The sequence below is a fragment of the Glycomyces sp. MUSA5-2 genome (assembly GCF_037034145.1).
Lineage (GTDB): Bacteria > Actinomycetota > Actinomycetes > Mycobacteriales > Micromonosporaceae > Glycomyces > Glycomyces artemisiae.
The window spans coordinates 451,305-476,629 of the sequence record NZ_JBAGKG010000005.1; the positions used below are offsets into that span (position 1 = coordinate 451,305).

General features: G+C 73.8%; 18 protein-coding genes. 9 read left to right on the forward strand and 9 right to left on the reverse strand.

Going from position 1 to position 25,325, the window contains the following annotated elements; translation table 11 throughout:
• Positions 1-74: 74 nt before the first annotated feature.
• The gene (locus WA640_RS18560; RefSeq protein ID WP_335989524.1) at positions 75-221 is read right to left on the reverse strand and encodes a hypothetical protein; all 147 of its coding nucleotides are present in this window, start codon (positions 219-221) and stop codon (positions 75-77) included.
• A 298-nt stretch (positions 222-519) separates the two neighbouring features.
• Here WA640_RS18560 and WA640_RS18565 point away from each other — a divergent pair, with 298 nt between their 5' ends.
• Entirely contained in the window at positions 520-2,358 is a 1,839-nt protein-coding gene (locus WA640_RS18565) for an acyl-CoA dehydrogenase (RefSeq protein WP_335989527.1), read from the forward strand.
• Between the two features lie 109 nt (positions 2,359-2,467).
• Here the strand turns inward: WA640_RS18565 and WA640_RS18570 are convergent, their stop codons facing one another.
• Together WA640_RS18570 and WA640_RS18575 are read right to left on the reverse strand one after the other, a co-directional pair.
• The gene (locus WA640_RS18570; RefSeq protein ID WP_335989529.1) at positions 2,468-2,764 is read right to left on the reverse strand and encodes a hypothetical protein; all 297 of its coding nucleotides are present in this window, start codon (positions 2,762-2,764) and stop codon (positions 2,468-2,470) included.
• Between the two features lie 26 nt (positions 2,765-2,790).
• Entirely contained in the window at positions 2,791-4,296 is a 1,506-nt protein-coding gene (locus WA640_RS18575) for a hypothetical protein (protein ID WP_335989531.1), read from the reverse strand.
• Between the two features lie 201 nt (positions 4,297-4,497).
• Here WA640_RS18575 and WA640_RS18580 point away from each other — a divergent pair, with 201 nt between their 5' ends.
• Positions 4,498-4,821, forward strand: a complete 324-nt coding sequence (locus tag WA640_RS18580; RefSeq protein ID WP_335989533.1) for a hypothetical protein — start codon at positions 4,498-4,500, stop codon at positions 4,819-4,821.
• Positions 4,822-4,830: 9 nt separating this feature from the next.
• Positions 4,831-5,967 (forward strand): hypothetical protein, encoded by a 1,137-nt coding sequence (locus WA640_RS18585; protein WP_335989535.1) that lies wholly within the window; start codon positions 4,831-4,833, stop codon positions 5,965-5,967.
• 94 nt (positions 5,968-6,061) lie between these two features.
• Here WA640_RS18585 and WA640_RS18590 read toward each other — a convergent pair whose 3' ends face one another.
• The 3 genes from WA640_RS18590 to WA640_RS18600 form a co-directional block, all read right to left on the reverse strand.
• A complete protein-coding gene (locus WA640_RS18590) occupies positions 6,062-6,727 on the reverse strand; it encodes a hypothetical protein (protein ID WP_335989537.1) in 666 nt (221 codons plus the stop codon).
• 279 nt (positions 6,728-7,006) lie between these two features.
• Positions 7,007-7,483, reverse strand: a complete 477-nt coding sequence (locus WA640_RS18595; RefSeq protein WP_335989538.1) for a hypothetical protein — start codon at positions 7,481-7,483, stop codon at positions 7,007-7,009.
• A gap of 8 nt (positions 7,484-7,491) precedes the next feature.
• Positions 7,492-9,159, reverse strand: a complete 1,668-nt coding sequence (locus WA640_RS18600; protein WP_335989540.1) for a hypothetical protein — start codon at positions 9,157-9,159, stop codon at positions 7,492-7,494.
• A 172-nt stretch (positions 9,160-9,331) separates the two neighbouring features.
• Here WA640_RS18600 and WA640_RS18605 point away from each other — a divergent pair, with 172 nt between their 5' ends.
• Both WA640_RS18605 and WA640_RS18610 read left to right on the forward strand, forming a co-directional pair.
• Positions 9,332-9,655 carry a hypothetical protein gene (locus WA640_RS18605; protein WP_335989541.1) on the forward strand — a complete coding sequence of 108 codons (324 nt, stop codon included), beginning with the start codon at positions 9,332-9,334 and terminating at the stop codon, positions 9,653-9,655.
• Positions 9,656-9,665: 10 nt separating this feature from the next.
• Entirely contained in the window at positions 9,666-11,078 is a 1,413-nt protein-coding gene (locus tag WA640_RS18610; protein ID WP_335989543.1) for a WXG100 family type VII secretion target, read from the forward strand.
• A gap of 105 nt (positions 11,079-11,183) precedes the next feature.
• Here the strand turns inward: WA640_RS18610 and WA640_RS18615 are convergent, their stop codons facing one another.
• Entirely contained in the window at positions 11,184-11,858 is a 675-nt protein-coding gene (locus tag WA640_RS18615; protein WP_335989545.1) for a hypothetical protein, read from the reverse strand.
• Positions 11,859-11,984: 126 nt separating this feature from the next.
• Between WA640_RS18615 and WA640_RS18620 the strand changes: the two genes are divergently transcribed.
• The 4 genes from WA640_RS18620 (at position 11,985) to WA640_RS18635 (ending at position 18,273) form a co-directional block, all read left to right on the forward strand.
• Complete coding sequence (locus tag WA640_RS18620; RefSeq protein ID WP_335989547.1) at positions 11,985-14,360, forward strand: AfsR/SARP family transcriptional regulator; 2,376 nt, start codon at positions 11,985-11,987, stop codon at positions 14,358-14,360.
• A gap of 49 nt (positions 14,361-14,409) precedes the next feature.
• Positions 14,410-14,721, forward strand: coding sequence for a hypothetical protein (locus tag WA640_RS18625; protein ID WP_106364384.1), 312 nt, complete (start codon positions 14,410-14,412; stop codon positions 14,719-14,721).
• A gap of 140 nt (positions 14,722-14,861) precedes the next feature.
• Positions 14,862-15,464, forward strand: coding sequence for a hypothetical protein (locus WA640_RS18630; protein ID WP_335989550.1), 603 nt, complete (start codon positions 14,862-14,864; stop codon positions 15,462-15,464).
• Between the two features lie 58 nt (positions 15,465-15,522).
• Positions 15,523-18,273 carry an AfsR/SARP family transcriptional regulator gene (locus tag WA640_RS18635; protein WP_335989552.1) on the forward strand — a complete coding sequence of 917 codons (2,751 nt, stop codon included), beginning with the start codon at positions 15,523-15,525 and terminating at the stop codon, positions 18,271-18,273.
• Between the two features lie 112 nt (positions 18,274-18,385).
• On the opposite strand, the gene WA640_RS18640 is transcribed toward WA640_RS18635, so the two are convergent.
• Positions 18,386-19,450, reverse strand: a complete 1,065-nt coding sequence (locus WA640_RS18640) for a hypothetical protein (protein WP_335989554.1) — start codon at positions 19,448-19,450, stop codon at positions 18,386-18,388.
• Positions 19,451-19,593: 143 nt separating this feature from the next.
• Positions 19,594-25,242, reverse strand: coding sequence for a pullulanase-type alpha-1,6-glucosidase (gene pulA, locus WA640_RS18645; RefSeq protein ID WP_335989556.1), 5,649 nt, complete (start codon positions 25,240-25,242; stop codon positions 19,594-19,596).
• Positions 25,243-25,325 lie beyond the last annotated feature (83 nt).

Consider the following 25,325-nt stretch of genomic DNA (forward strand, 5'->3'; position numbering starts at 1 on the left):
GCGACAGCGCCGCAGGGCAGTGAGACGCGGACGCTTGCGGCGGCGCTTGGTGAGGCGGACGGGGAGGCGGCGGCTCATCGCACGGCCTCCTCAAGGGCGGCCTCGGGCGCGGCGCTGACGAGCCGCAGGACCCGGTGCAGGACGGGCCGGGCGCGGCGGTGGCGCCCGACGTAGGCGGGCCCGACGCGGGCGGCGATCTGGGTGGCGACGGCACGGATCATCTGGGGTGCTCCTGGTGGATGCGGCGCAGCGGTGCGGCGGGTCGGTCCTCGGCGGCGGAACCGGCCTCTGCGCTTCGGCGGGAATCGCACAGGCGGTCTGATGCACGGTTCAACGAGGCACGAGTGCGCCGGTTACGGCACCCGGCCGGAGACCTCCACGATCACCCGATCGAACGACGCGGCTGTCGGGTATCCGACCGCGACACGCGGGCGGACCTGCGGCGGACCGCGGGATCCTTGTAGAGATTACTGACGGGTAATATGATGGTGGTTACCACCGAGTAATGGAGGACCAGCAATGACGCACTTCCGCCACAACCTCCGGGACCTGGAGTTCAATCTCTTCGAGGTCTTCGGAGCGGACAAGATCCTCGACCACCAGGCCTATCCCGACCTGGACGAGGCCACCGCCCGAGAGATCCTGGCGGAGCTGGCCCGGCTCGCCGAGAACGAGCTGGCCTCCAGCTACGTCGAGGGCGACCGCAACCCGCCCGTGTTCGACGCCGCGAACCACTCGGTGACGCTGCCCGAGTCGTTCAAGAAGTCGTACCGCGCCTTCATCGACGCCGAATACTGGCGCCTGGACCTGCCCGAGGTCCTCGGCGGCACCTCCGCGCCGCGCATGCTCTGGTGGTCCCTGGCCGAACTCGTGCTCGGCTCCAACCCGGCCCTGTGGATGTACGCCGCCGGCTCCTCGTTCGCGCACTCCGCGTACCGCGAGGGCACGCCCGAGCAGCAGGAGTGGGCGAAGCTGTTCGTCGAGAAGGGCTGGGGCGCGACGATGGTCCTGACCGAGCCCGACGCGGGCTCCGACGTCGGCGCGGGCCTCACCAAGGCGTACAAGCAGCCCGACGGCTCCTGGCACATCGAGGGCGTCAAGCGCTTCATCACCTCGGGCGACCAGGACATGACCGAGAACATCATCCACTACGTGCTCGCCCGCCCGGTCGGCGAAGAGGGCGCGGGCGGCCCCGGCACGAAGGGCCTGAGCCTGTTCATCGTGCCGAAGTACCTGTTCGACCCGGCCACCGGCGAGCTCGGCGAGCGCAACGGCGTGAACGTCACCAACATCGAGCACAAGATGGGCCTGAAGGTCTCGGCGACCGCCGAGCTCACCTTCGGCGACAAGGCCCCCGCGAAGGGCTGGCTCCTCGGCGACAAGCACGAGGGCATCCGCCAGATGTTCCTCATCATCGAGTACGCGCGGATGATGGTGGGCACCAAGGCCATCGCGACGCTCTCCACCGGCTACCTGAACGCGCTCGACTACGCCAAGAGCCGCATCCAGGGCGCCGACCTGCTCCAGTCGACCGACAAGACCGCGCCGCGCGTGCCGATCATCAAGCACCCGGACGTGCGCCGCTCGCTCCTGCTCCAGAAGTCCTACGCCGAGGGCCTGCGCGCGCTCGTCGCGTACACCGCGTCCTGGCAGGACAAGGCCATCATCGCCGAGGCCGAAGGCGACGCGGACGCGGCCGAGACCGCGAAGAAGATCAACGACCTGCTCCTGCCGCTCGTCAAGGGCTGCGGCTCCGAGCGCGCCTACGACCTGCTGTCCTCGGAGTCCCTCCAGACGTTCGGCGGCTCCGGGTACCTCCAGGACTACCCGCTGGAGCAGTACGTGCGCGACGCGAAGATCGACACGCTCTACGAGGGCACCACCGCCATCCAGAGCCTCGACTTCCTGTTCCGCAAGATCATCAAGGACAACGGCGAGTCACTCATGGCCGTCGCGGGCGAGATCATGGAGTCCACCCAGGACGGCCACGCGGAGCTGGAGGAGGTGCGCGGCCGCGTGCTGCGCGCCCTCGGCGACGTCCAGGGCATCCTGGAGGCGCTCCAGCCCGCGCTCATGGCCGCGATGGGCGACGAGCCGCGCGAGCTGTACAAGGCGGGGCTGCACTCGCGGCGCCTGCTGCTGGCCGTCGGCGACCTCATGGTCGGCTGGCTCCTGCTGCGCCAGGCCGAGGTCGCGCAGGCCAAGCTCGACGGCGGCGCGGACGACGACTTCTACCGCGGCAAGGTCGCGGCCGCGAAGTTCTTCGCCCACGAGGTGCTCCCGCGGATCACCGCCGACCGCAAGATCGTCGAGGCAGCGGACCTGGTCCCGATGGACCTCCCCGACGGGGCCTTCTAAGCCTGTCGGGTCGACCGGCGCGTTCTCAAGACGGCACGGTCGAGCCCGCCGAGACGGCTCGCGCCGCGCACCTGCTCCCGGGTGCGCGGCGCGAGCCGTTCCCGTTCCCTCACACGGTGAACGTGAAGTGGAAGCCCGTGTCGCCGCCCTCGGACTCGGCGAGCGCCGCCTCCAGGCCGTGCAGCGTCCCGCGCAGGTACTGGAGGTTCCGCCACAGCGCCGCATGGGACTCCAGGTAGCGGGACGCGGCGTCGGCCGCGCCGGGCGCGGTGCCGAACGCGGGCGCCCGGCTCAGCGTCCCCTGCGCCAGCACCGGGATGACGCCGCCCTCCAGTTCGCCGATCAGCTCCAGCAGGAACAGCCGGTACTCCTCGACGGCCGCCGGGTCGTACACGCGCTCGCCCATGGGTCTCGCTCCTTCGCTCTCGGTGCTCAGTTGTAGGGGTCCTCGGTGGGCCTGACGTAGCCCCACACGTTCCCGGTCTCGCGCCGCGACAGCTGCGGCGCTTCGTCCTCGGAACCCTCGCCGTCCTCGGTCTCCTTGCCGCCCTTGCCCTTCCGGTCCGGGTCCTTCGGCGCCGCAACCTGCTGCCCCGCGGGCGAGTGGAACAGGCCCCCGCCGCGCGGACCGGGAGTGGTCGCGGAGGTCGGCGTCGTCACCGCCGGACCGAACAGCCCCTGCGGGGCCCCGCCCGGCCCGCCCGCGACCGCGACGGCCGCGCCCCGGCCCCCGAACCCGGAGCCCTGCGCGCCGCCGGGCCCGAGCCCGCCGCCACCGCCAGCACCGCCCGCGAGGCCGCCGGACACCGGCTCGTCGTCCTCCGGCGCCTCCCAAGAGGTCTCCCGCACCGACCCGTCGCCGCCGGGCGGGACCGGGCTCGGGTCCTCCACGGTCTGCGGCGCGACCGGCGCCGCGGGCCGCTCCGCCTCCGGCGCGGCGAGATCCATGTACGACGCGTCCGCGGTACCGGGGAACGGCCGGTCCTCACCCGTCGCCCGCACCGCCGCGAGCTCCTCGCTCTGGCCGTCGCGCTTCGCCGCGATGGCCTCGTCGATCGCCGCCTGCCGCTCCTCGTACGCCGCGAACTCGGCCGCCACCCGCTCCCCGAAGACGTCCTTCGCCTCCAGTCCCGCGGTCGACCGCACGTCGGCCACCAGCGCGCCCAGCCCCGACAGGCCCTCGCCCACGCGCTCCTCGATGAACTCCCGCACCTCCGTCGCCAGCGCCGCGTCCGCACCCGCGAGCTCCATGGCCCGCTCGGCCTCCTCGCAGGTCATGCGGATGCAGTCGCCCTGCCACCACGCGGGCCGGACGTGCAGCGCCGCCAGCTCCGACCACTCGCCCTCGACCCCCACCAGTGGCGCGGGGTAAGGGATCTCGCCGGAGTCGCCGCCCTGGAGCGCGTAGATCGCCGACTCGCGCCGCTCCAGCTCCGCGGCCGCCGCCTCCACGTCGTCGAGCACGCCCTCGACGAGCGCCCGCGCCGCGTCGGCCTGCTCGGCGAGCGCGTCGAAATCGTCCCCCGCCCAGCCTTCGGCGAGCGACGCGAGCTTCGAGCGCATCCGGTCGGGCCACGACGCGATCCGCTCCCCGACCTCCTCGGTCCAGCCGCTGCGCAGGCGCTGCAACGAGAACGCGTCGGGGTCCTCCGGCCTGACGGCGTTCACGGCCGCCCGGAAGTCGTCCTCGGTCGGGTAGGCCATGCCCTCGCAGCGCGGCTTCAACCTCGCCGACTGGCCCTCCACGGGGACCGCGGAGGCGAGCTGCACCCAGTCCTCCTCGGCCGGATGCGCCACCGGGTGCGGGCAGTCCCCCGCCGAGCACCCGGCCCGCTCACCGCCGGTCGCGGTGTCCCCGAACGCGATCGTGAACTCGAATGACGGCAGCTCGACCGACCAGGCGGCCCCCTCGCCGGTCGCGGACAGGTCGTCGGTCATCGCAGCGCACCTCCTCTGGCGGACCCGGGCCCCGGCGGGCCCGGTCTCGGATCCATGCGGCCCATGGAAGACCGGGCGGTCACACATCCGTCATCGGACCATTCGGGCGCAGCGGTGACCGATCGGTGGCCCCTGGCGGGAGAGTGCTCGGAACGCCGCCGGGCGCCCGTCCGGGAGTGCGGATTCGAAGGAGGAACCCCCATGACCGTGCACATGGACGTCGAAGGCGTGCGAACGGGCGGCGCCGGCCTGCGCGCAATGGCCTCGCACGGCCAGGCCGCGCCCAGGCGGGTGGAGCGCCCGGCGGCGTCGGCCGCGGACCGCAACCGCGGCTTCGCGACCGGCGACGCGGGCCGGCGCTGGCAGACCTCGCTCCAGGCCGTCGCGAGCGCCGTCGAGCGGCGCCTCACGTGGCAGGGCGACCAGGTCGTCGGCAGCGCCGACGACGCGGAGGCGAACGACCGGGAGACGGGGAACCGCTTCGCCGCCATCCAGAACCAGCTCCCGACCGGCCCGCGGCGATAGGAGAGGACCATGCCCAGCTACCAGGACGCCCTTGCGGCGCAGCCTACCGAATTCATCACGTACGCCTCCGAGATGACCGCGGCCGCAAGCGATCTCGCCGCGCAGCAGACCGAGTACGGCCAGAACGTCGCCGGGATCAACCAGCACTGGCGCGACACCGCGAACGACGCCTTCAACGGGGAGGTCGGCACCGTCACCGCCCATCTGGGCCAGGTCGTCGGCGAGATCACCACGACCGCGGGGAGCCTCGCCGCGGCGGGGTCGCAGATGCTCACCGAGTGCACGCTCCTGCGGGCCGCCGACACCGCGTTGAAGGCCGTGGGCTTCGACATCCAGCCCGCGCCCCTCGTGACCCTCGGTGCGGCGCAGCGGGCCGCGATCGCGGCGGCCGGACCCTTCGGCGGCATCATCGAGGCCGCGCTCCAGGCCCAGGCCCTCGCCGGGACCCTCGGCCTCCAGACGCTCACGACCCTCGTCAACGCCGCCGACGCGACTGCGGGCGCCGCGCTGACAGCTGCGGCGGACCTGCTGAAGCCCTTGGAGGACAGGACGTCCGGCGGGGACGACCACAGCATGAACGAGATGGCGGAGGACCACTCGGGCACCGGCGGCGACGGCTCCTCCGGAGGCGGGGGCGAGGAGTCCGAGGAGGAGCAGACCGACGAGGAGGAGCAGGAGGAGGAGCAGCAGCCCGGCCAGGAGGACCAGGCCGGGGAGCCGGGCGCGGAGCAGCCTGCTTCGCCCGAGACCCCTTCGGGCATGGAGGACTTCGCGCAGCCGGAGACCCCCGACCTTGAGAACCCTTGGGACGCCTCGGAACTCGACCCGGAGGACTACTCCGGCGGCCTCGCCGCCGGCGCGGGCCTCGGCGGGGGCCCGGGCGGTGGTCTCGGCGGCGGGCTTTCGACGGGTGCTGCGGGCGTCTCGGCCGGTTCCTCGGTTCCCGTCGGCGCGACCGGTGCTCCGGGCGGCGTGCCCGCGGCGGCCGCTTCTGGCGCGGGTGGGGCGGGCGGCATGATGGGCGGCGGCCGCGGGGGCGGCGGCGGGCGGCCCGAGGATGAGAACGCGCGCGAGTCGACGCTCATCGAGGACCCCGACGAGGACGTCTGGGGCATCGGCAAGGCGGCCGACGACCTGTACGAGTAGGCGTCGGCGAAGGCCCGGTCCCGGCAGGGGGACCGGGCCTTTTCGCGTGGCCGGGGTGGTCGGCGGAGGGCGGTGCCGGCGCCGCGCTCGTCGGTCAGGGGGCGAGGACCGCGGCGAGGGCTTCGCGCGCTTTCGCCTGCGCCGCTTGGACGGTGGCGGTGGCGCGGGCGGAGAGCTCTTCGCACTCGGTGTCGATGGTGGCGTTGGGGACGAGGAACTTGAAGCCGGTGAGGCGGCCTTGGAGGTCGGTCTCGGCGGCGCACAGGTCGTCGTCGGTGGCGTGCTCGAAGCGGTCGGCGGCGCGGGCGGCGATGCGGTCGCGGAGCTCGTCGCCTCTGCGGTCGGGGAGGCGCCCGGCGAGCAGGTCGGGGTGGGCGCGTTCGAGGTTGAGCACGTGCTCGGAGCGGGACTGCTCGGCGCCGTCCCAGGCGGCCGCGACGGCGTCGGCGGCGGCGCGGTTCGAGAGGCGGTCCACGGTGGGGCTCAACGCGATCGTGACGAGCCGGCCGAGGTAGTCGAGGCGCACCCACGCGAAGCGGCCCGGGTCGGTGCCGTCGAACCCGCGGGTCGCGAGCTCCTCGGTGAGGGCCTGCGCGCGCTCGGCGAGGTCGGCGGCCTGCTCGTAGCTCGCCCGGCTGGGCGCGGCCGCGAGCGCCTGATCGACGCCGTCGCGCACGGCCCCGGCGGGCAGGCGGGCGGCGGCCCGCCGCGCGGCCTCCACGCGGTCCTCGTAGTCCTCGGGGATGTCGATCCGGTCCATGACGCCTCCTCATCGCGCTGTTGCGACGAGCCTCCGCGACCCGACCACCGATCGGTCACCGATCGGTCATTCCGCGGTGATAGGAAAAGCGCCGGTCCGCGCCTTGGATCGGACCGGCGCTCGCATCGCCGCACTCGTTCGGGTGAACTCTGGTCACCCAGGCCGATTTCGGCCGTTTTCCTGTCGGACCCCATTGGCAGGATCGAGCCCGGCGACGATTTCGGTCCCCTCTGGGTGGGTGGGGGCTAGTGGATGGTTAAACGCGGTCGCGACATGCGCTCATGAATCGGGCGGGACCCCCTCGGCGGTCGCGAGCTGGGGATCCGAGACCTCGATCGGCGTCGAGAAGCCGTCCGCAGCAGCAGTGGTCGCAAAGTCCGAGCCGTCACCGCCCGCCAGGACCGTCGACTCCGCCGCCGGTTCGGCCGCCTGGTCCGACTCGATCACCGTGAAGACCGCCGCGGCGTCGTCCTCCGCCACCGCGCCCGTGCCCGCCACCGCCGCGAGCGACGCCTCCATCCCGTGGAGCGCCCCGCGCAGGTACTGGAGGTTCCGCCACGTCGCCGCGTGGAACTCCGCGTACTGCCCCGCCGCGTTGTCGGCCGCGCCAGGGGCCGTCCCGAAGGCCGGGGCGCGGCTCAGGGTCCCCGTCGCGAGGACCGGGATCACCTGCCCCTCAAGCTGATCCAGCAGCCCGAGCAGGAACTGCCGGTACTCCTCGACCGCCTCCGCGTCGAACACGCGCTCCTGCGCCATCTCGCCTCCTAGCTGTACGGGTCGTCGCCGGGCCGCACATAGCCCCAGACGTTGCCGGTCTCGCGGAACAGGAGGTCGTCGTCCTCCGGCTCCTCGTCCTCCTCGGACCGCTCGCCCTTCTTGCGCGCGTCGGCCGCCGCCCGGCCGCCGACCACCGAGGTCCGCGCCGCGCTCACGCCCGGCCCGGAGCCCGAGCCGGAAGCGGTCGGCCCCGCGGCCGGGCCCGGCCCGAACACGCCCGGCGCCGTCCCCGTGAAGCCCGGCCCGCCGCCCGCGACCGCGGTGGCCGCGCCGCCCGGGACGACCGCGCCGCCGCCCACCGAGGCGCCGCCGAAGCCCCCGAACCCGCCGCCGCTCGCCAGACCGCCGGAGACGGTCCCGTCCGCTGCCGCCTCCGCAGGCGCCGTGGAGGTCTCGGCCTCGGTCCGCACCGACCCGTCGCCGCTCGGCGGCACCGGGCTCGGGTCCTGGGTCGCCTGCGGCGCCACCGGCGCCGCGGGCTGCTCCATCACCGGCGACGCCAGATCCATGTAGGAGGCGTCGGCGCTGTCGGGGTACGGCCGGTCCGCGCCCGTCGCCGTCATAGCGGCGAGCTGCTCGCTCTGCCCGCCGAGCTTCTCGCCGATCGCGCCGTCGATCGCCGCGTGCCGCTCCGCGTACTCCGCGACCGCCGCGTCGATCCGCGGCCCGAACGCCGTCTTCGCCTCCTCGCCCGCCTGCAACCGCGCCTCCGATGGCACCGCGCCCTCCACGGCCGCGTCCGCCGTGCCCGCGCCCGCGCGCTCCTCGACGAACGCCCGCACCTCCGCCGCCAGCGCCGGGTCCGCCCCGCCCAGCCGGAGCGCCTGCTCGGCCTCCTCGCACCCCATCCGGATGCAGTCCCCGTGCCACCACGCGGGCCGCACATGGATCGCGACCAGGCTCGTCCACTCGCCCTCAGCGCCGACCAGCGGTGCGGGATAAGGGATCTCGCCCGAGTCGCCCCCCTGGAGCGCGTACAGGGCCTCCTCCCGGTTCTTCAGCTCCGCGGCCGTGTCCTCGATGTCGTCGAGCACGCCCTGCACGAGCGTCTTCACCTGGTCGGCCTGCTCGTTGAACGCGTCGAAGTCGGCCCCCGCCCAGCCTGCCGCGAGCGCGGCGAGGTTCGTGCGCAGCAGTCCCGGCCAGTCGGCGAGGACCGCGGCGACCTCCTCGGTCCAGCCGGTCCGCAACCGCTGCAACGAGAACGAGTCCGGGTCGAGCGGCCGCACCGCGGCGACCGCGGACCGGAAGTCGTCCTCCGTCGGGTACGACATGCCCTCGCAGCGCGGCTTGAACCGCCCGAGCTGCCCCTCGACCGGGACGGCCGACACCAGCTGCTCCCAGTCCGCCTCGGCCGGGTGCGCCATCGGGTGCGGGCACGCGCCCGCCGTGCAGCCGGTCCTGCCTCCGGACCCCGTGTCGCCGAAGGCGATCTCGGAGCTCGCGGTGGGCTCGGTGTAGAACGCGGCCTCGTCGTACGCCGGGTCGTAGACCGGCTCCTCGTACACAGTGGACGAGATGTACTCCGCGCTCCCGGCGTCGTACACGAGGGCCGTCCCGCCGGTGTCCGCGGCGCCGGCGTCGAGCACGGTCGCGTACTCGGCGCCCGAGTCGCCCGCGGGCGCCGAGCCCTCGATCAGTCCGCCGTCCGTCATGCCGCACCTCCCTGGTCGCTCCTGGTGGTGCCCCAATGGAAGACGGCCGCGTCATGGAAACGTCACGACTTCGCACCGGCCGCTTCGGGACCGGACCGTGACGGCTGCGGGCACATTGCAGGGGAGGCCGCCGGGCGCCGGACCCGGCGCCGCCGATGCGAGGAGGACCGGCGTGAACGTGTACATGGAAGTCGACCGGGTCCGCGGCGGCGGCGCGGACCTGCGGGCCGTCGCCCCCGGCGCGCGCAAGGCGTCCGACCGGGTCGAGGCCCCCGCCCAGACCGCCGCCGACGGGAACACCGGGTTCCTCACCGGGGACGCCGGCGTGCGCTGGCAGGCCGCGCTCGGCGAGGTCACCGCGGGCGTGGAGCGGCGCGTCGCCTGGCAGGGCGAGCAGGTCACCGGCAGCGCCGACGACCTGGACGGCGCCGACGGCGAGGTCGGCGGGAGGTTCCGCTCGATCGCGCGGTCGGTGCCCCGCCCGAAGCGGGACTAGGAGGAGCACCATGCCCACATACGAGGAGGCGCTGGCCGCGAACCCGGCCGCGTTCGTCGACTACGCGTCCGAGATGGCCGCGGCCGGAACGGATCTGACCGAGCACCGGGCCGAGTACGACTCGACGGTGGTCGAGATCAACGCCGGGTGGCAGGACAAGGCGAACACCGCGTTCAACGACGACGCGGTGGTCGTCGACGAGCACGTCGATCAGGTCGCGACGCAGGTCGGCGAGGCCGCGGAGCTGCTCGACTCCGGCGGCGCCGCAATGCAGTCCATGGTGGAGCAGCTGCGGAGCACCGACGCTTCGTACCGCGGCGCGGGCTTCAACGTGCAGTCCGAGCCGCGCGTGGAGCTGGGAGCCGTCCACTGGGCGGCCATCGCCGCGGCGGGACCGTTCGGGCCGATGCTCCAGGCGCTGTTCCAGGCCCGCGCCGACGAGGGGACCGTGCAGTTGCAGCTCGGCCTGTCCGTGCTCACCGCCGCCGACGCCGCCACGGGCGCGGGCCTGACGGCCGCGGCCGAGCAGTTCGAGCCCCTGGAGGACAAGGGCGGTGCGGCCGACCCGACGATCTGCCCGCCCGTCGTCGCCGAGGACGACCGCACCGGCCGCGACGGCGAGGACGACCAGAACGGCCGCGATACCACCGGGCAGGACGACGCCGATCCGAAGAAAAAGAGCGGCGACGGCGACCCCGAGTCCGACAAGGACAAGGACGCCGACGAGAAGAAGAACGACGACGAAGACAAACAGTCCGAAGAGGACCAGGAGAAGGACCCGCAGGACCAGAACCAGGACCAGGACGAGACCAGGCAGCCGACCGACCCCGACCAGCCGGGCGCCGTCGAGCCGAACGAGCCGACGGTCCCCGGCTACGAGTCGCCCGACCCCGCGGACTACGACATGCCGGACGTCCCCGGTGTCGACACCGACTGGGACCCTGCCGAACTCGACTCTGCCGAGATCGACCCCGCCGAGCTGCCCTCGGGCGGCCTCGCCGGGAGCGGCGGCGGCCTCGGCGGCGGTGGCGGCGGGGCCGGTCTGCCCGAGGCCGGATCGGTGCCGACCGGCGGGACCGCGGGCCCGGTCGGCGGCGTCATCGGCGCGCCTGCGGGCGCCACTGGCGGTCCCGCGTCGACCGCGGGCGGCCGGACCGGCCTGGGCGGCATGGTCGGCGCGCCGGGCGCGCGCGGCGCGGCGAACCCCGACGACGAGTTCGAGCGGGAGTCGTTCCTGACCGAGGACCCCGACGAGGACGTGTGGGGGATCGGCACCGTCGAGGACAACCCGTACGTCGACTACCAGGAGGAGCAGGAGGCCGAGGCCGCCGAGGAGCCCGTGTTCCCCTCGCTCCTCGAAGACGCGCCGCCGATCCTCCTGCCCGGGTTCCCGCCGCCCGAGCCCGGGCCGAACCGGACCTGAACACCCAGCAAGGAAGAAGGACGGCCCGTCGTCTACAGGAGATCCTCCCTGTCGACGGCGGGCCGTCCGGCGCCCCGGGCCGTACCCACTACGCCCGGGGCCGTCTCATGCGCCGCCGGAGGCGACCACCGCCGCGAGGCGGTCGGCGGCCCGGCGCTGCGCCAGGCCGATCGCGGCCGACACCTCCGCGCCGAGCTGCTCGTACTCGATGTCGATGGTGGCGTTCGGAACCAGGAACCTGAACGCCGTCAACCGCCCGCCCAGCGACACCTCCGCGTCGCACACGTCGTCCTCGGAGGTGCCGCCGGAGAACCGCTCCGGGGAGCGCGCGATCCACTCCCGCAGCTCCGCCGAGCGCGGATCGGGCGCGCACCTCGCGAGCAGGTCCGCGCCGACGCGCTCTGCCCGCATCACGTGCTCGGCACGGGCGGCCTCGGCCGCGTCCCAGGCGGCCTCGACGGCCTTCGCGACCGCCCGGTTGCTCATCCGGTCCACCGTGGGGCTCAACGCGAGCGACCCGAGCCGCCCCGTGTAGTCCAGGCGCAGCCACACCACCCGGCCCCCGTCGGTCCCGTCGAACCCGGCGCTCATCAGCTGCGCCGCAAGGGCCGCGGCCCGGTCGGCCGCCTCGGCCGCCGCACCCACCGCCGCGCGCGGCGGGGCCCCGTCCAGGACGCGCGCCGCCGTGTCGCGAAGCGGCCCTTCGGGAAGCCGCTCCAGTGCGGCACGGGCCGCACCGATGCGGTCCTCGTAGTCGTCGGGTACGGCGATGCGCTCCATGTCGGCCCCCTCCTCGGCTCGTCGGGCTCAAGCCACAGACTCCCCCCGCGCCTCACGGATCGGTCCTCGCTTCGTCATGCCACGCGCCCCGCGCGGGCCTGTGGGACACTGAGGTCCCAACCCGCGGTGAGGAAAGCGACCCCTATGGCCCTCGACGTGCGCCTGCTCGGACCGCTGGAGGTCCGCGTGGACGGCGGGCAGGCCGCGATCCCGCGGGGCAACGCCACGACGATCCTCGCGCTCCTCCTCGACGACGCCGGCCGGGCCGTCCCCGTCAGCGGCCTCGTCGCCGCCGTCTACGGCGACGACCTGCCGCTCGACCCCGAGACGCAGGTGCAGAACACCGTCGGGGTGCTGCGCCGCCAGCTCGGCGCCGCGCGAGGGCGCATCGAGACCGTCGGCCGCGCCTACCGGTTCCGCATCGACGAGGCGGAACTGGACACGCTGCGCTGCAAGGCGAAAGAGCGCGAAGCGCGGGCGCTGCGGCGCGAGGGGCAGGCCGAGAAGGCCGCCGCGGTCCTGCGCGAGGCGCTCGACGAGTGGCGCGGGCCCGCGCTCGCCGACCTCCCCGGACGGGCCGCCGGGGCGATCGGCCGCCGCCTCGACGAGTACCGGCTCGCCCTCCTCGAACAGCGCATCGACGCCGACATCGACACCGGCAGGGCCGCGGGCGTGGTCGAGGAGCTGCGGCAGATCATCGCCGCCCACGACACCCGCCAGCGCCTCGTCGCGCTGCTCATGCGCGCCCTCCACGCCTCCGGCCGCACCGCCGAGGCCCTCGAAGCCTTTGCAGCCCTGAAAGACCGGCTCGCCGACACGCTCGGCGCCGACCCCGACCGGGAGCTGGTCGCCCTCCACACGGCGATCCTCCGCGACCGCCCCGCCGAACCGGCGGCCCCGCCGCCGCCCGCCGCGTCCGCGGTCCCGGCGATGCTGCCGCGCGCCACGCCCCGGTTCACCGGCCGCGAGACCGAGATCCGCGCCCTCGACCGGTTCCTCATGGACGCGGGCGCCGAAGCGGGCCTGGCCGCCGTGACGGGCATGGGCGGCATCGGGAAGACCGCGCTCGCGGTCCGGTGGGCGCACCGGGTCGCGCACCGGTTCCCCGACGGGCAGCTGTACTTCAACCTGCGCGGCTTCGACCCCGCGGCGCCGGGCGCGACCCCGGAGGACGTCCTCGGCGAGGCCCTCGCGGCCCTCGGCGCGGGCCCGGTCCCCGCCGGGCTCGACGAACGCGCGGGCCTGTACCGGACGATCCTCGCGCAGCGGCGCGTCCTCGTGCTCCTCGACAACGCCCGCGACGCCGCCCACGTGCGCCCGCTCCTCCTCACGGCCCCGGGGAGCTTCACGATCGTGACCTCCCGCGACCGGCTCGTCGGGCTCGACATGGGCGAAGGCGCCGAGGTCGTCCACTTGGGACCAATGCCGGAGGTCGAGTCGGAGGCGCTGCTGGCGCGGCGGATCGGGCCCGAGCGGGCCGCCGCCCACCGGGACGCGGTGGCGCGCATCGCCGCCGCATGCGGGCGGCTCCCGCTCGCGCTCACCCTCGTCGGCTCCTGGGCGGCCGCCGACCCGCACCTGGCGCTCGGCGAGCTCGCCGACCGGCTCGCCGGGGCCGCGAACGTCCTCAACGTGCTCGTCTCCACCGACGCCGCTTCCGACCCGCGCACCGTCTTCGACTGCTCCTACCAGCTGCTCGATGAACGGGACGCGGCCGCGTTCCGGCTCTTCGGCCTCCACCCCGGCCCGGACCTGTCGCCCGCGGCGATGGCGAGCCTCATGGGCTCAGGGCTAGCCGACGCCCGCGCGGCCCTTGAGGCGCTCGCGGAGATCAACCTGGTCGAGCCGCTCCCCGGCGGCCGCTACTCCATCCACGACCTGCTGCGCGCCTACGCCGCCGAGTGCTTCGAGGACGAGGTCCTGGAGGCCGCGCGCCGCGCCGCGGCCCTGCGGATGCTGGAGCACTACCTGCACGCCGCACTCCGCGCCGGGACCCCGGTCCTGGACGCGGGCAGGCCCGCGCCCGGCGTCCACGCCGAGCAGCCCGGCCCCGGCTGGTTCGCGGCCGAGCACCGCGTCCTCCACGGCCTCCTGCGCACCCAGGCCGGGTTCCAGGCCGACCTGCGCGTGTGGCAGCTCGGGCGCGTCCTCGCCGAGCGCGCCCTCGACGGCGACGGCCCCGGCGGGGACCTCCTCGAAGTGCAGGCGCTCGCGCTCGCGGCCGCCGAGCGCCGCGGCGACGCCCTCGAACGCCTGACCTGCCTGGGCTACATGGCGATCGGCCACCACCGCGGCGGCGACCGGGACGCCGCCCGCGACTGCGCCGGGCAGGTCGCCCGCCTCGCCGAGCGCGCGGGCGGGCCCTGGCCGGCCGCGCTCGCCGCGTACCTGGACGCGCTCCTCGGCGGCGACCCGGCCGCGGCCCGCCGCGCGAAGGCCGGGTTCCGCGAAGCGGGCGACCGGGCCTGGGAGCGGCGCTCCAGAACCCTCGCCGACCGCTGAGCGGGAAACGCCGCGGCCGTTCGCCGCCGCCGGTGCGATGATGCAGCGCATGAGCGAACCGACCGAGCCGCGCCGCCCGATAGAGCTGTGCTGCCTCCTGCGCGCCCGCCCCGGCCTCGAAGCCGAGATGACCGCCTACGAGGACCGGGTCCTCGCGCTCGTCCCCGAGCACGGCGGCGAACTGCTCTCCCGCGCGATCGGCGACGGCGCCGACGGCCACCCCCACGAGGTCCACACGTACCGGTTCCCGTTGCAGGCCAGCCTGGACGCGTACCTCGCCGATCCGCGCCGCACCGCCCTGACCGCCGAGCGCGACCGCGTCGTCGAGTCCACGGTCCTGTTCCCCGTGCGCATCGCCTGACCGCGCCGCCCGACCGGTCCGACCGACTGTCGGATACCCGACAGACCCGGACCGGTTGCGGCAGTTCGCCCCCGAACGCCCCGAACCGCCCCGCCCGCGCGCGGACCGTGTCGGCACTGCGACCCCGATACGCTCGCCGTATGGGCAGCTCAGGTCTCAACTGGGGCGCCGTCGGCGCGATCGCGGGCGTCGTCAGCGTCGTGATCGCCTACGTCGCCTTGCAGGACCAGCGCGAGCGCGACCAGGACCCCGGCGGCCAGGACGCGACCACCTTCACCGAGGACCTCGGCGACCCGGTCGCCGACGGCACGAGCGAATGGACCGCCGTCGACTCCTACCGCGTCGCCCTCGACGCGACCTTCGGCGAGGGCCGCTGCTGGACCGACGAGATCGACCTCGACGACGGCGGCGCCGTCACCGAAGCCGAGGTCAACGGCCCCTACAACGACTCGATGGACCTCACCTGGTACTCGTGCATGGACGAGTACGGCACCCTGTACGGCCGCGTCGGCCAGTCCGCCACCGTCGACTCCGGCGGCACCGCGAACCTCGACGCGTGCCTCGCGTCCATCTACACCGACACGTACCTGGAGCTGCGCTTCGACCCCGACAGCCCCACGGCCGCAGAGGGATGCGTCTACACCGGCGGGGACACGTGGGCCACGGTCACCGTCGCCGCGACGGGCACCGACGGGACCTTCGCGACCGGGAGCATCGACGTCACCCTCTGGCAGCAGACCTGACGGCACCGGCTCGCTGTGGGACACTGGACTCCCCCTGGTGCCGAGCGGAAGCGGAGACATGCCCACCCTGGACGTGCGCCTGCTCGGGCCCCTGGAGGTCCGCATCGACGGCGTCGAAGCGGCCATCCCGCGCGGGAAGACCGCGACGATCCTCGCGATCCTCCTCGACGACGCGAACGCCGTCGTCCCCCTGGAGCACCTGATCCGCGCCGTCTACGGCTACGACCGCCCCCAGGACCCGGAGACGCAGATCCAGAACGCCGTCGGCGTGCTGCGCCTCAGACTCGGCGCCGCCCGCGACCGCATCGAGACCGTCGGCCGCCGCGCCTACCGGTTCCGCATCGCCGCCGCCGAACTCGACCTGCTGCGCTGCAAAGAGCACGAGAACCTCGCCCGGAACCTCCGCGCCGAAGGCCGCCCCGCCGAGGCCGCCGACGCGCTCCGCGCCGCCCTCGCCGAATGGCGCGGGCCCGCGCTCGCCGACCTGTCGGGGACCGCCGTCGAGGCGATCCGCCGCCGCCTCGACGAGCACCGCCCGACCCTCCTGGAGCGGCGCCTCGACCTCGACCTGGAGCTGGGCCGCGCCGCCGACGTCGTCGACGAGCTGCGGCAGATCGTCGCCGCCGACGGCAAGCGGCAGCGGTTCACCGCGCTCCTCATGCGCGCCCTCCACGCCTCCGGACGCACCGCCGAGGCCCTCGAAGCCTTCGCGGCCCTGAAGCTCCTGCTGCAGGAGCAGCTCGGCATCGACCCCGACCGGGACCTGGTCGACCTGAACGCGGCGATCCTGCGCGACGAGCCCGCCGGGACGCCCGCGCGCATCGAGGCGCCCCGCCTCGTCCCCGCGACCCTCCCGCGCGCGATCACCCGGTTCACCGGCCGCGACGACGAGATCCGCGCCCTCGACGACGCGCTCGACGCGGCCGACGGCGAAGCCGGGCTCGCGGTCGTCGCCGGGATGGGCGGCGTCGGCAAGACCGCGCTCGCCGTCCGCTGGGCCCACCGCGTCGCCCACCGGTTCCCCGACGGGCAGCTGTACTTCAACCTCCGCGGCTTCGACCCGCTCAGCGACGGCGCCGACCCCGCCGCGGTCCTCGCCGAAGCCCTCGCGGCCCTCGGCGTCCCCGCACCGCAGCTGCCCGCGGGCCTGTCGGAGCGGGTCGGCCTGTACCGGACCGTGCTCGCGCGCCGCCGCGTCCTCGTCGTCCTCGACAACGCCCGCGACGCCGCCCAGGTCCTCCCGCTCCTGCCCGTCGCCCCCGGCAGCTTCACGCTCGTCACCTCCCGCGACCGCCTCACCGGGCTCGCCGCGGGCGAAGGCGCCGACGCCGTCCCCCTCGGCGTCATGTCCGAAGCCGACGCGTGGGCGCTCCTGGTGCGCCGCATCGGCCTCGCCCGCGCCGTCGCCGAAGAGGAGCCGGTCCGCCGCATCGTCGCCGCCTGCGGGCGCCTCCCGCTCGCCCTCACCCTCATCGGCGCATGGGCCGCCCAGCACCCGGGCTTCACTATCGCGTCCCTCGCCGACCGGCTCGACCAGACCACGAACGTGTTCAAAGTCCTCGCCGCGGCCGTCCCCGGCTCCGACCCCCGCTCCGTGTTCGCCTGCTCCTACCAGGCCCTCGACTCCCGTGCGGCGCAGGCGTTCCGCCTCTTCGGCCTCCACCCCGGCCCCGAGCTCACGCCCGCGGCGATGGCGAGCCTCATGGGCGGCCCCCGGGCCGACGCCGAAGCGGCCCTGAACGAACTCGCGGGCGTCCACCTCATCGAGCAGCCCCGCCCCGGCCGATACACCATGCACGACCTGCTGCGCGCCTACGCGAAAGAGCGCCTCGCCGAGGAGGTCCCCGCCGACCTGAGGGACGCCGCCGCCCTCCGCATGGTCGAGCACTACCTGTTCACCGCGAGCGCCCTCGGCCCGGCCGAGCGGTCCTTCGCGTTCGACCTCGGCGAGCCCTCCCCGGGCGTCGCCCCCGAGACCTTCGCCGACCCGGAGGCCGCGGCGGCCTGGCTCGACGCCGAGGACGAGGTCCTGCGCGGCCTCATCCGCCTCGACCCGGCCGGACTGGAGGCCGACGCCCGCGTCTGGCAGCTCGGCTGGCGCCTCACCGGCCTCACCGTCGACCGCCTCCGCGGCATGGAGCCCGACGCGCCCGGCCGCGCCGCGCCGTTCGGGCGCACCGCCGCCCGCGGCTACTCCGCGGGCCCGATCCTCCTGGCGGGCACCGAGGCCGCGCTCACCGAGGAGCTCAACGGCGTCACCGAGTCGACGCTCGGCGACGCCGTCCCGGGCGCGCGGAGCCTCGTCGCCTACACCCTCACCGCGGGCGCCGGGGTCGACGGCCGCGACGCCGAGGCCCGCGAGCACGCCCGCCGCGGCGAGGCGTACTTCCGCGAGCGCGGCAACCAGTACTGGGGCAACCGGCTGCGGTTCGCGATCGGCTGGCACAGCGCCCTCCTCGGCGAGTACGACGAGGCCCGGCGCTGCTACGACAAGGTCGTGGAGGACGCCCTGCCGGAGCGCCGCGGGCTCGCGAAAGCCAACACCGACATCGGGTTCGGGTACATCGCCCACGCCGAGGGCCGCTTCGGCGAGGCCGCCGAGCGGTACGGGCGGGCGCTGGCGTGGTTCGAGGCCGACCGGCGGCGCGTCTCCGCCGCGTTCACCCGCGAGCACCTGGGCGACACGCTGCGCGCGTCCGGCGACGGGCCCGGCGCCCGCGAGCAGTGGACGGCCGCGGCCGAGGTCTACGAGGCGTTCGGGCTCGCGTCCGAAGCCGCGCGCGTGCGCGCGAAGACCGCGGGCGCCTGACCGGGCCGCGGCGGCCCGCCGCAAGCCGCGCCCGCCTCGCCGGGGCCCGCACCGCGTGAACGCGCGAAGGGCCCCGCCCGCAGGCGGAGCCCTTCACGGCAAGCCTCGCCGCTTAAGCGGTCTCGGCGTCGAAGTCCGTGGCGAGCAGCGCGTCGACGGCCGCCTGGTAGGAGTCGGTGCCGGACTGGGCGATCGACGCGATCCCCAGGAACCCGTTGACGCCGTCGACGTCGACGACCAGGATCGCCGTGTCCTCGAACGTGTCGGTGCTCGCGTCGGTCGACGTCCACGAGTTCTTCCACGTCGCCAGGACGCCGGGCTTCCCGTCGACCTCCACGTCCTGGTAGACGATCTCGCTCATCTCGTACCCGACGACCGTGCTGAACGCCCCGTCCAGCCACACCTCCGCCGCGTTCGCCGCCGACGCCTCCAGGTTCGCCGGGTCGTACTGGGCGACCGCCCCCGAGAACAGGCCCGTCCCGAGGAACGAGATCCACGTCTCGGTGTGCTGGAGGACGTACGCCTCCGAGTCCGTCATCGGCTCGTACGCGACGCCCGGCCCGTAGTACGGCAGCCAGTCGCCGCTCGCCGGAAGCGGCGTGACCGCCCCGATCGACGCGACCGACAGACCCGTCCCCGACGGACCCGGGGCCTCCTCCCCGGTGGGCTCCTCGTCGCCGGACTCCCCGCCGTCGTCGGGCGCGCTCTCCTCCGACGTCGTCGGGTCCTGGGCGCCCGCGAGGTCCCCCTCGTCCCCGCCCTTCCCGCCGAGCCAGAAGTACCCGCCGACCGCGCCCAGCGCCATCAGCAGCACCACCCCGATGACCAGCAGCGCCGTCCCGCCCCCGCCCTTCGTCGTCGCCTGCACCGGCGGCGGCCCGTACCCCGGGTACTGCTGGTACGGCTGGTTCGGGTCGTACCCCGGCTGCGGGTAGTACGGCTGGCTCGGCTGGTAGCCGCCCGGCAGCTGCGAGGTCTGCTGCGACGGCACCGGCGACGCGTACGACGGGTCCGCCCCGGCCTGCCCGGGCGCGTAGCCCCCCGCGGGCGGCTGCGAAGCGGGCTGCGACTGGCCGTAGGGGTTCTGCGCGTACGGGTCCGGAACCTGGGCGTTCTGGGCGTACGGGTCCGGGGCACCAGGGGGCATCGCGCCGGGGTCTTGCGGGGGGTACGTCATGGTCCGATCGTATCCGGACCCCGCCGCCGGTGTCTCCATCCGTTTTCCTCAGAAAACGCTAAACCGGGACGGGTATCGACCCGCCCCGGCTTCAGGGATCCGAAACTCACCCCAGTATCACCGACCTGTCAAGATCGGATTCGTTAGCTGACGAACACGGCCACCGTCCGCCCCGGCACCGTGAACGCGCCCGTCGCGTCGTCGAAGCCCGCGTCCGCGAACACCGGGTCCGCCGAGTCCTCCAGGACCGGGTGCAGCCGCGCCCCCGACCCCGCCGCGTCGGCCACGGTCTGGGACACCGCGTCCGGGGACGCGTTGAACACCACCGTGACCGTCTCGAACGCGTCGTCCAGGCCCGTCATGTCGATCCGCATCGTGATCACCCCCCGGGCCTCGGACGCCGTGCCCGACAACGGGAACGACACCCGCTCGGCGACCTCGCCGCCCGTCCCGAGGCTGAACGCCCCCGTCGAGGACGCGATCCGCAGCAGCTCCAGGTACCGGTCGTCCGCGAGCGCGATGTCCCCGCAGGCCGGCGCATCGACCGACGCGAGGGCGTCCTCCGCGTACGGCCACTTCGCCTCCGACGTCCACACCGGCGGCAGCCCCGACCCGAACCCGTTCGACGACGACCCGAACCCCTCGGTCCCGGTGCAGTCCCAGCGGATCGCGTTGAACCAGTCCCCGGAGTCGTACGAGTCCCGGTCCAGGGACTTCGACCGGAGCATCTCCGAACCGGCCGTCGTGAACCCCGTGCCCTGGCTCAAGACCGCCGTCGCCAGCGACAGCACCTGCATCCGCGCCCGGTCCTCACCGGAGGTGTCCGGGCCCAGCTTGTACGCGAGCGCGTCGAACAGGATCTCGTTGTCATGCGCGTCCACATAGGTCACTGCCTCGGCCGGGTCCCGGGTGTACCCGGCGGCGGCCCCGTTGTAGTCCAGGCCCGCGCCCGTCGTCGCCGACCCGTCCGAAGCCGTGAACGCGTAGTCCGCGAGGTTCCCGACCAGGCCCAGCTTCACCAGGTCCTGCGCGTGCAGCAGCGCCGCCAGCTCCGCATCGGTGGCCTCGCCGTCGTTGTCCGCCGTCCACAGACCCGAGCCGAAGCCCTGCACCGTCGGGTCCGCATCGAACGGCCCGCCGCCGCGCACGGCGTCGCGCAGCCGGTCGTTGAACGTCCCGATCCCCGTGCCCGCCATGTTCGACTGCGTCGCCTGCTCGAACAGGGCGTCCCCGGCGACCTCGCCGAAGTCCCAGCCCTCCCCGTACAGCAGGACGTCATCATCGAGGGCCGCCTGCACCGCGAGGAGGTTCGCCTTCGGGTGATGGCCCATCAGGTCGAACCGGAACCCGTCCACGTGGTACGCGTCCTGCCACAGCACGGCCGACTCGACGACGAACTTCCCGAACATCGGCCGCTCCGGCGCGGTGTTCGCGCAGCACGTCGACGTGTACACCTCCCCGTCCGCGTCGAGCCGGTGGTAGTAGCCCGGCACGATCCGGTCCAGCACCGACTTCCCGTCCGTACCCGACGCCGCCGTGTGGTTGTAGACCACGTCGTTCACCACGCGCAGCCCCAGGCCGTGCAGCGCCGCCACCATCTCCCGGTACTCCAGGATGCGCTGCACCCCGTCGGCATCCGTCGCGTACGAACCCTCCGGGACGTTGAAGTGCAGCGGGTCGTAGCCCCAGTTGTACGCGTCGTCGGCGCGCACCGCCCCGACGCACGCCTGCTGCTCCGTCGAGTTCGCCGCCATCAGGTCCAGGTCGCAGCCCACCGTCGCCTGACCCGCCTCCGGGATCGACGCGATGTCGAACGTCGGCAGCAGATGCACGTACGTCAGCCCCGCATCGGCCAGCTCCGCGAGGTGCCGCACCGACACCGAGCCCTCCTGCGTGAACGCCGCATACGTGCCCCGCAGCTCCTCGTCCACCGACGCATCGGCGACCGAGAAGTCCCGCACATGCACCTCCCACACCTGCGCCGCAGCCGGATCGACCTCCGCGGGCGGGTCCTCGCGGTCCCACCCGTCCGGCTTCAGATCCGCGTCGTCGAGGTCCACGATCTGGCTGTGCGTCGAATCCGCCGCGAGGGACACCGAATACGGGTCCGTCACCGAATACGACTCCACCCGCTGCGAAGCCGGATGCCACACCTCGACCGCGAACCGGTAGTACTTCCGGTCCCAGCCCTTCGCGCCCTTCACCGACCACACCCCGGTCCGCTCCGAGAACGACATCTCGTGCAGCTCGGGCGAAGTGTCGTCAGGCGAGTCGTACAGCTCCAGAGCCACCGACCGCGCCGTCGGCGCCCACAGCGCCAGCCGCGGCTTCCTCCCCTGCCACGTCACGCCCAGATCGGCGTCCAGGGCCGCCGCGTACACGTCGTCGACCGCGCCCGCGGTCTGCACGCCCGTCGCGTACCAGGCCGTCCCGGCGTGGTCCCGCTCGACCGCGACGAGCTGCCCGCGCAGGGCCTCCCGGATCGCATCGCCGTCGGCCGCACCGACATCGAACGCCCGGTAGCCCCAGTACGCGGGCCAGGCCCGCCGCTGCGCCTCGGTGAGGCCGCCCTTGGGCGTCAACGGGATCGTCTCGAAGTCGCCGGTGATCGCGCCGTCCTCCACTGCGATCGACCCGTCGGCGCTGGCGAGCAGCTCGAAGACCTTTCCATCCGTCGACTCGGTGTCGAGCGCGATGGTGTCGGCATCGAGCCAGATCGCCTGCTCCTTGGTGAGGTCGAGGTCCTTGCCGCGGCCGGTGGAGGCCCCGGCGGGGCGCACGTAGCCCTCGGTGGCGGCGGTGATCCAGACTTCCTGCCCGTACTCGGCGAACACGAGCCGCTGGTCGGTGGGGAGGTCCTTCTCGTCGCCGTTGTGGAGGATGTAGGAGAGCGCTTCGGCGTCCTCGGCGAGGTCCACTTCGTAGACGGCGCCGAAGGAGTCGGTGCGTGCGGGCTGGAGCCCGGCGTTCCAGTCGGTGGGGTCGGCGGCGCCCTCCCAGGTGTGGAGGGTCCAGCCGTCGTAGTCGCCCGCGGGGCGCTGGTAGTGGACGACGGCCTTGCCGTCGGCGGCGGCCCGCGTGTCGTGGGCGCCGGCCGCGGTCACCCAGGTCTCGCCGAGCGCCGCGGGGGTCAGGAGCACGTCGGAGCCGTAGAGCTTCGTGTCTCCATCATGGACGATGAGGCCCATCTGCGCGTCGACGTCGTCCACGGGCACCTGCCAGTAGCGGCCCCACTCGTCGGTCCCGTCAGGGGGCCTCGGTGCGTCCCAAGCGGTCTCGACGCCCTCGGCGAGCGCGTCGCCCCACAGGTGCAGGCCCCAGTCGGTGCCGCTGTCTTCAGGAGCACGGGCGGGCGCGTGGACGGTGACGTACCCGTTGGCCTCGGCGAGCGAGTACGCGATGTCGCCGGTGCCGGCATCGAGCCAGATCTCCGGATGCTCGCTCGGGTCGAAGGCCCGGTCGCCCGGGTAGTCCTTGCTCCCGTCCTCGTCGATGACGAGGAACCCGACCTCGTTCGCGTCGTCGGCGAGCTTCACGGATGCGAAGGACCCGTAGGAGTCGGTGCCGGAGAACGGGTTCGAGTCGGGCCACACGGTGCTCGACTCCTCGGCGACGTCGCCCCACACGTACAGGCCCCACTGCTCGGGGTCGCCGTTGTAGTGGACGTTCGCCCAGGTCAGGGACCCGCTCGCCTGGTCGGGCGTGGCGACGGCGGTGGTCGCCTTCGCTGAGGCGCTGCGGCCGCTGCGGTCCACGGCGACGGCCTTGAACTCGACGCTCTGGTCCCCTTGCAGCCCTTGCAGGTCGTAGGCGACGCGGTGGTCGGGTCCGGGGGAGGTGCCGACATAGGTCCATTCACCGCCGTCGACGGACGCGGCGAACGCGACCCGCGCGAGCGGGTCGCCGGTGACTTCGGCGGTGACGTACGCGGTGGTCGCCGATTCCGGTGCGACCGTGAGGGACACGTCAGGTGCGTCCCCTGTGCTCACCGCATCGTCGGCGCGGAACACGACGGCCGAGAGCGGCGGTACCGTGACCGTGGCGGCGCCGTCGGACGCCTCGATGGACCCGTCCCCGTAGACCGGGGAGAACGTGTCGGAGTAGGTCTCGACGTCGACGGTCTGCGCCTCGGTCGAGTTGGAGACGGCCACGAGGTACTCGACGCCGTCGGCGCCGATGCGCGAGAAGGAGAACATCCCGCCCTCGGAGGACCGCGTCACCTGGGTGCCGTTGGCGAGCGCCGGGTGGTCTTTGCGGAGCTGCCCGAGTTCGGCGATGGCCTGGTAGATCGGGTGCCCGGTGTCGAAGTTGTCGTCGGCGTGCGTGCTGTCGGTCCCGATGAGCTCGTCGTCCAGGTATTCGTCCACTTGGGACGCGAACATGGTCTGCCGGGAGTAGTCGTCGCCTCCCGAGCCGGTGAAGCCCTGCTCGTCGCCGTAGTAGACGACGGGCTGGCCGCGGGTGAGGAACATGAGCTGCTGGGCGAGGATCGCGCGCTGGGTCCAGGTCGCCTCGTCGGTGGTCTCGACGATGGTGCGGCCCACGCGGCCGATGTCGTGGTTGGAGACGAACGTGGGCGTCGACAGCGCGTCGGTGCCTTCGCTGGTGAACAGCGCGTCGGACTCGTACACCGCGGCGAGGCCCTCGGCCCCTGAGGCGCCGGTCGCGAATCCGGTTGCGGCGCCGTGGAACCCGAAGTCCAGGACCGCGTCGAGGTCGCCCTGGCGCACGTAGGTGCTCGTGTAGTTCGGATCGCCGGAGTAGACCTCGCCGAACGCGAAGAAGTCGATGCCCTCGGCTTCGGCGGCGTCGCGGATCCCGGCCATGAACTGGGGCCAGAACTCCAGGTTCACGTGCTTGGCGGTGTCGAGGCGGAACCCGTCGACGCCGGAGTCGGCGATCCAGTTGGCGTAGACGTCGATCCACCCGTCCACGACCTCGGGCCGCTCGGTCCACAGGTCGTCGAGCCCGGAGAAGTCGCCGTACGTCGAGGACTCGCCGGTGTAAGTGGAGTCGCCGCGGTTGTGGTACATCGTCGGATCATTGAGCCAGTCGGGAGCCTTCAGGTCCTCCTCGCCCGCCTCCAGCTCAGGCGTGTAAGGCGCTCCCTCAGTCGTGACCGCGGGAAACTCCCCTGAGGCTGCGTAGTTCGCGTCGTCGAAGGGCCGCCCTTCCGCGTCCGTGTAAGGCGAATCCTCAGTCGGGACATACCCGTTCGCGTCCTCCGCGTACTCGATCACGTCGGCGGTGTGGTTGACGACGACGTCCAGGTAGATCTCGATGCCCCGCTCGTGGGCGGCGGCGATGAGGCTCTGGAGTTCGGCGTCGTCGCCCAGGTGCGGGTCGACGGCGGTGAAGTCGGTGCCCCAGTAGCCGTGGTACCCGGCGCCGGTCCAGGTCTCGGAGACCTGCACGGGCTGGTTGACGACGACGGGGGTCAGCCAGATCGCGGTGGTGCCGAGGCCCTCGATGTAGTCGAGCCGCTGCTCGACTCCGGCGAGGTCGCCGCCCTGGTAGAACATGCGCTTCGTCAGGTCGTAGCCGGTCTCGGTCGCGCCGCCGTCGATGCCGCCGGTGTTGTTGGTCGGGTCGCCGTCGGCGAAGCGGTCGGTCATGACGAAGTAGAACTGCTCGGCCTCGTCGGCGGGGGTCTGGGCGAGGGCGGCCAGTTGCGAGTCGGCGGGCTCGTCGGTCCACGAGCCGTCATCGGGCGGGTCGCCGGGGCCGGTGCAGGCGGTGAGTACCAGGGCGGCGCCCAGCACTCCCGCCGCGGTTCGGGCGGTACGCGGCATTGCGCTTCATCCTCCGGGGGTTGGTCGGGGGCGCCGGGTGACGGGTGGCGCACCCCGTGTGCGCAAGAACATACCACCTCTGC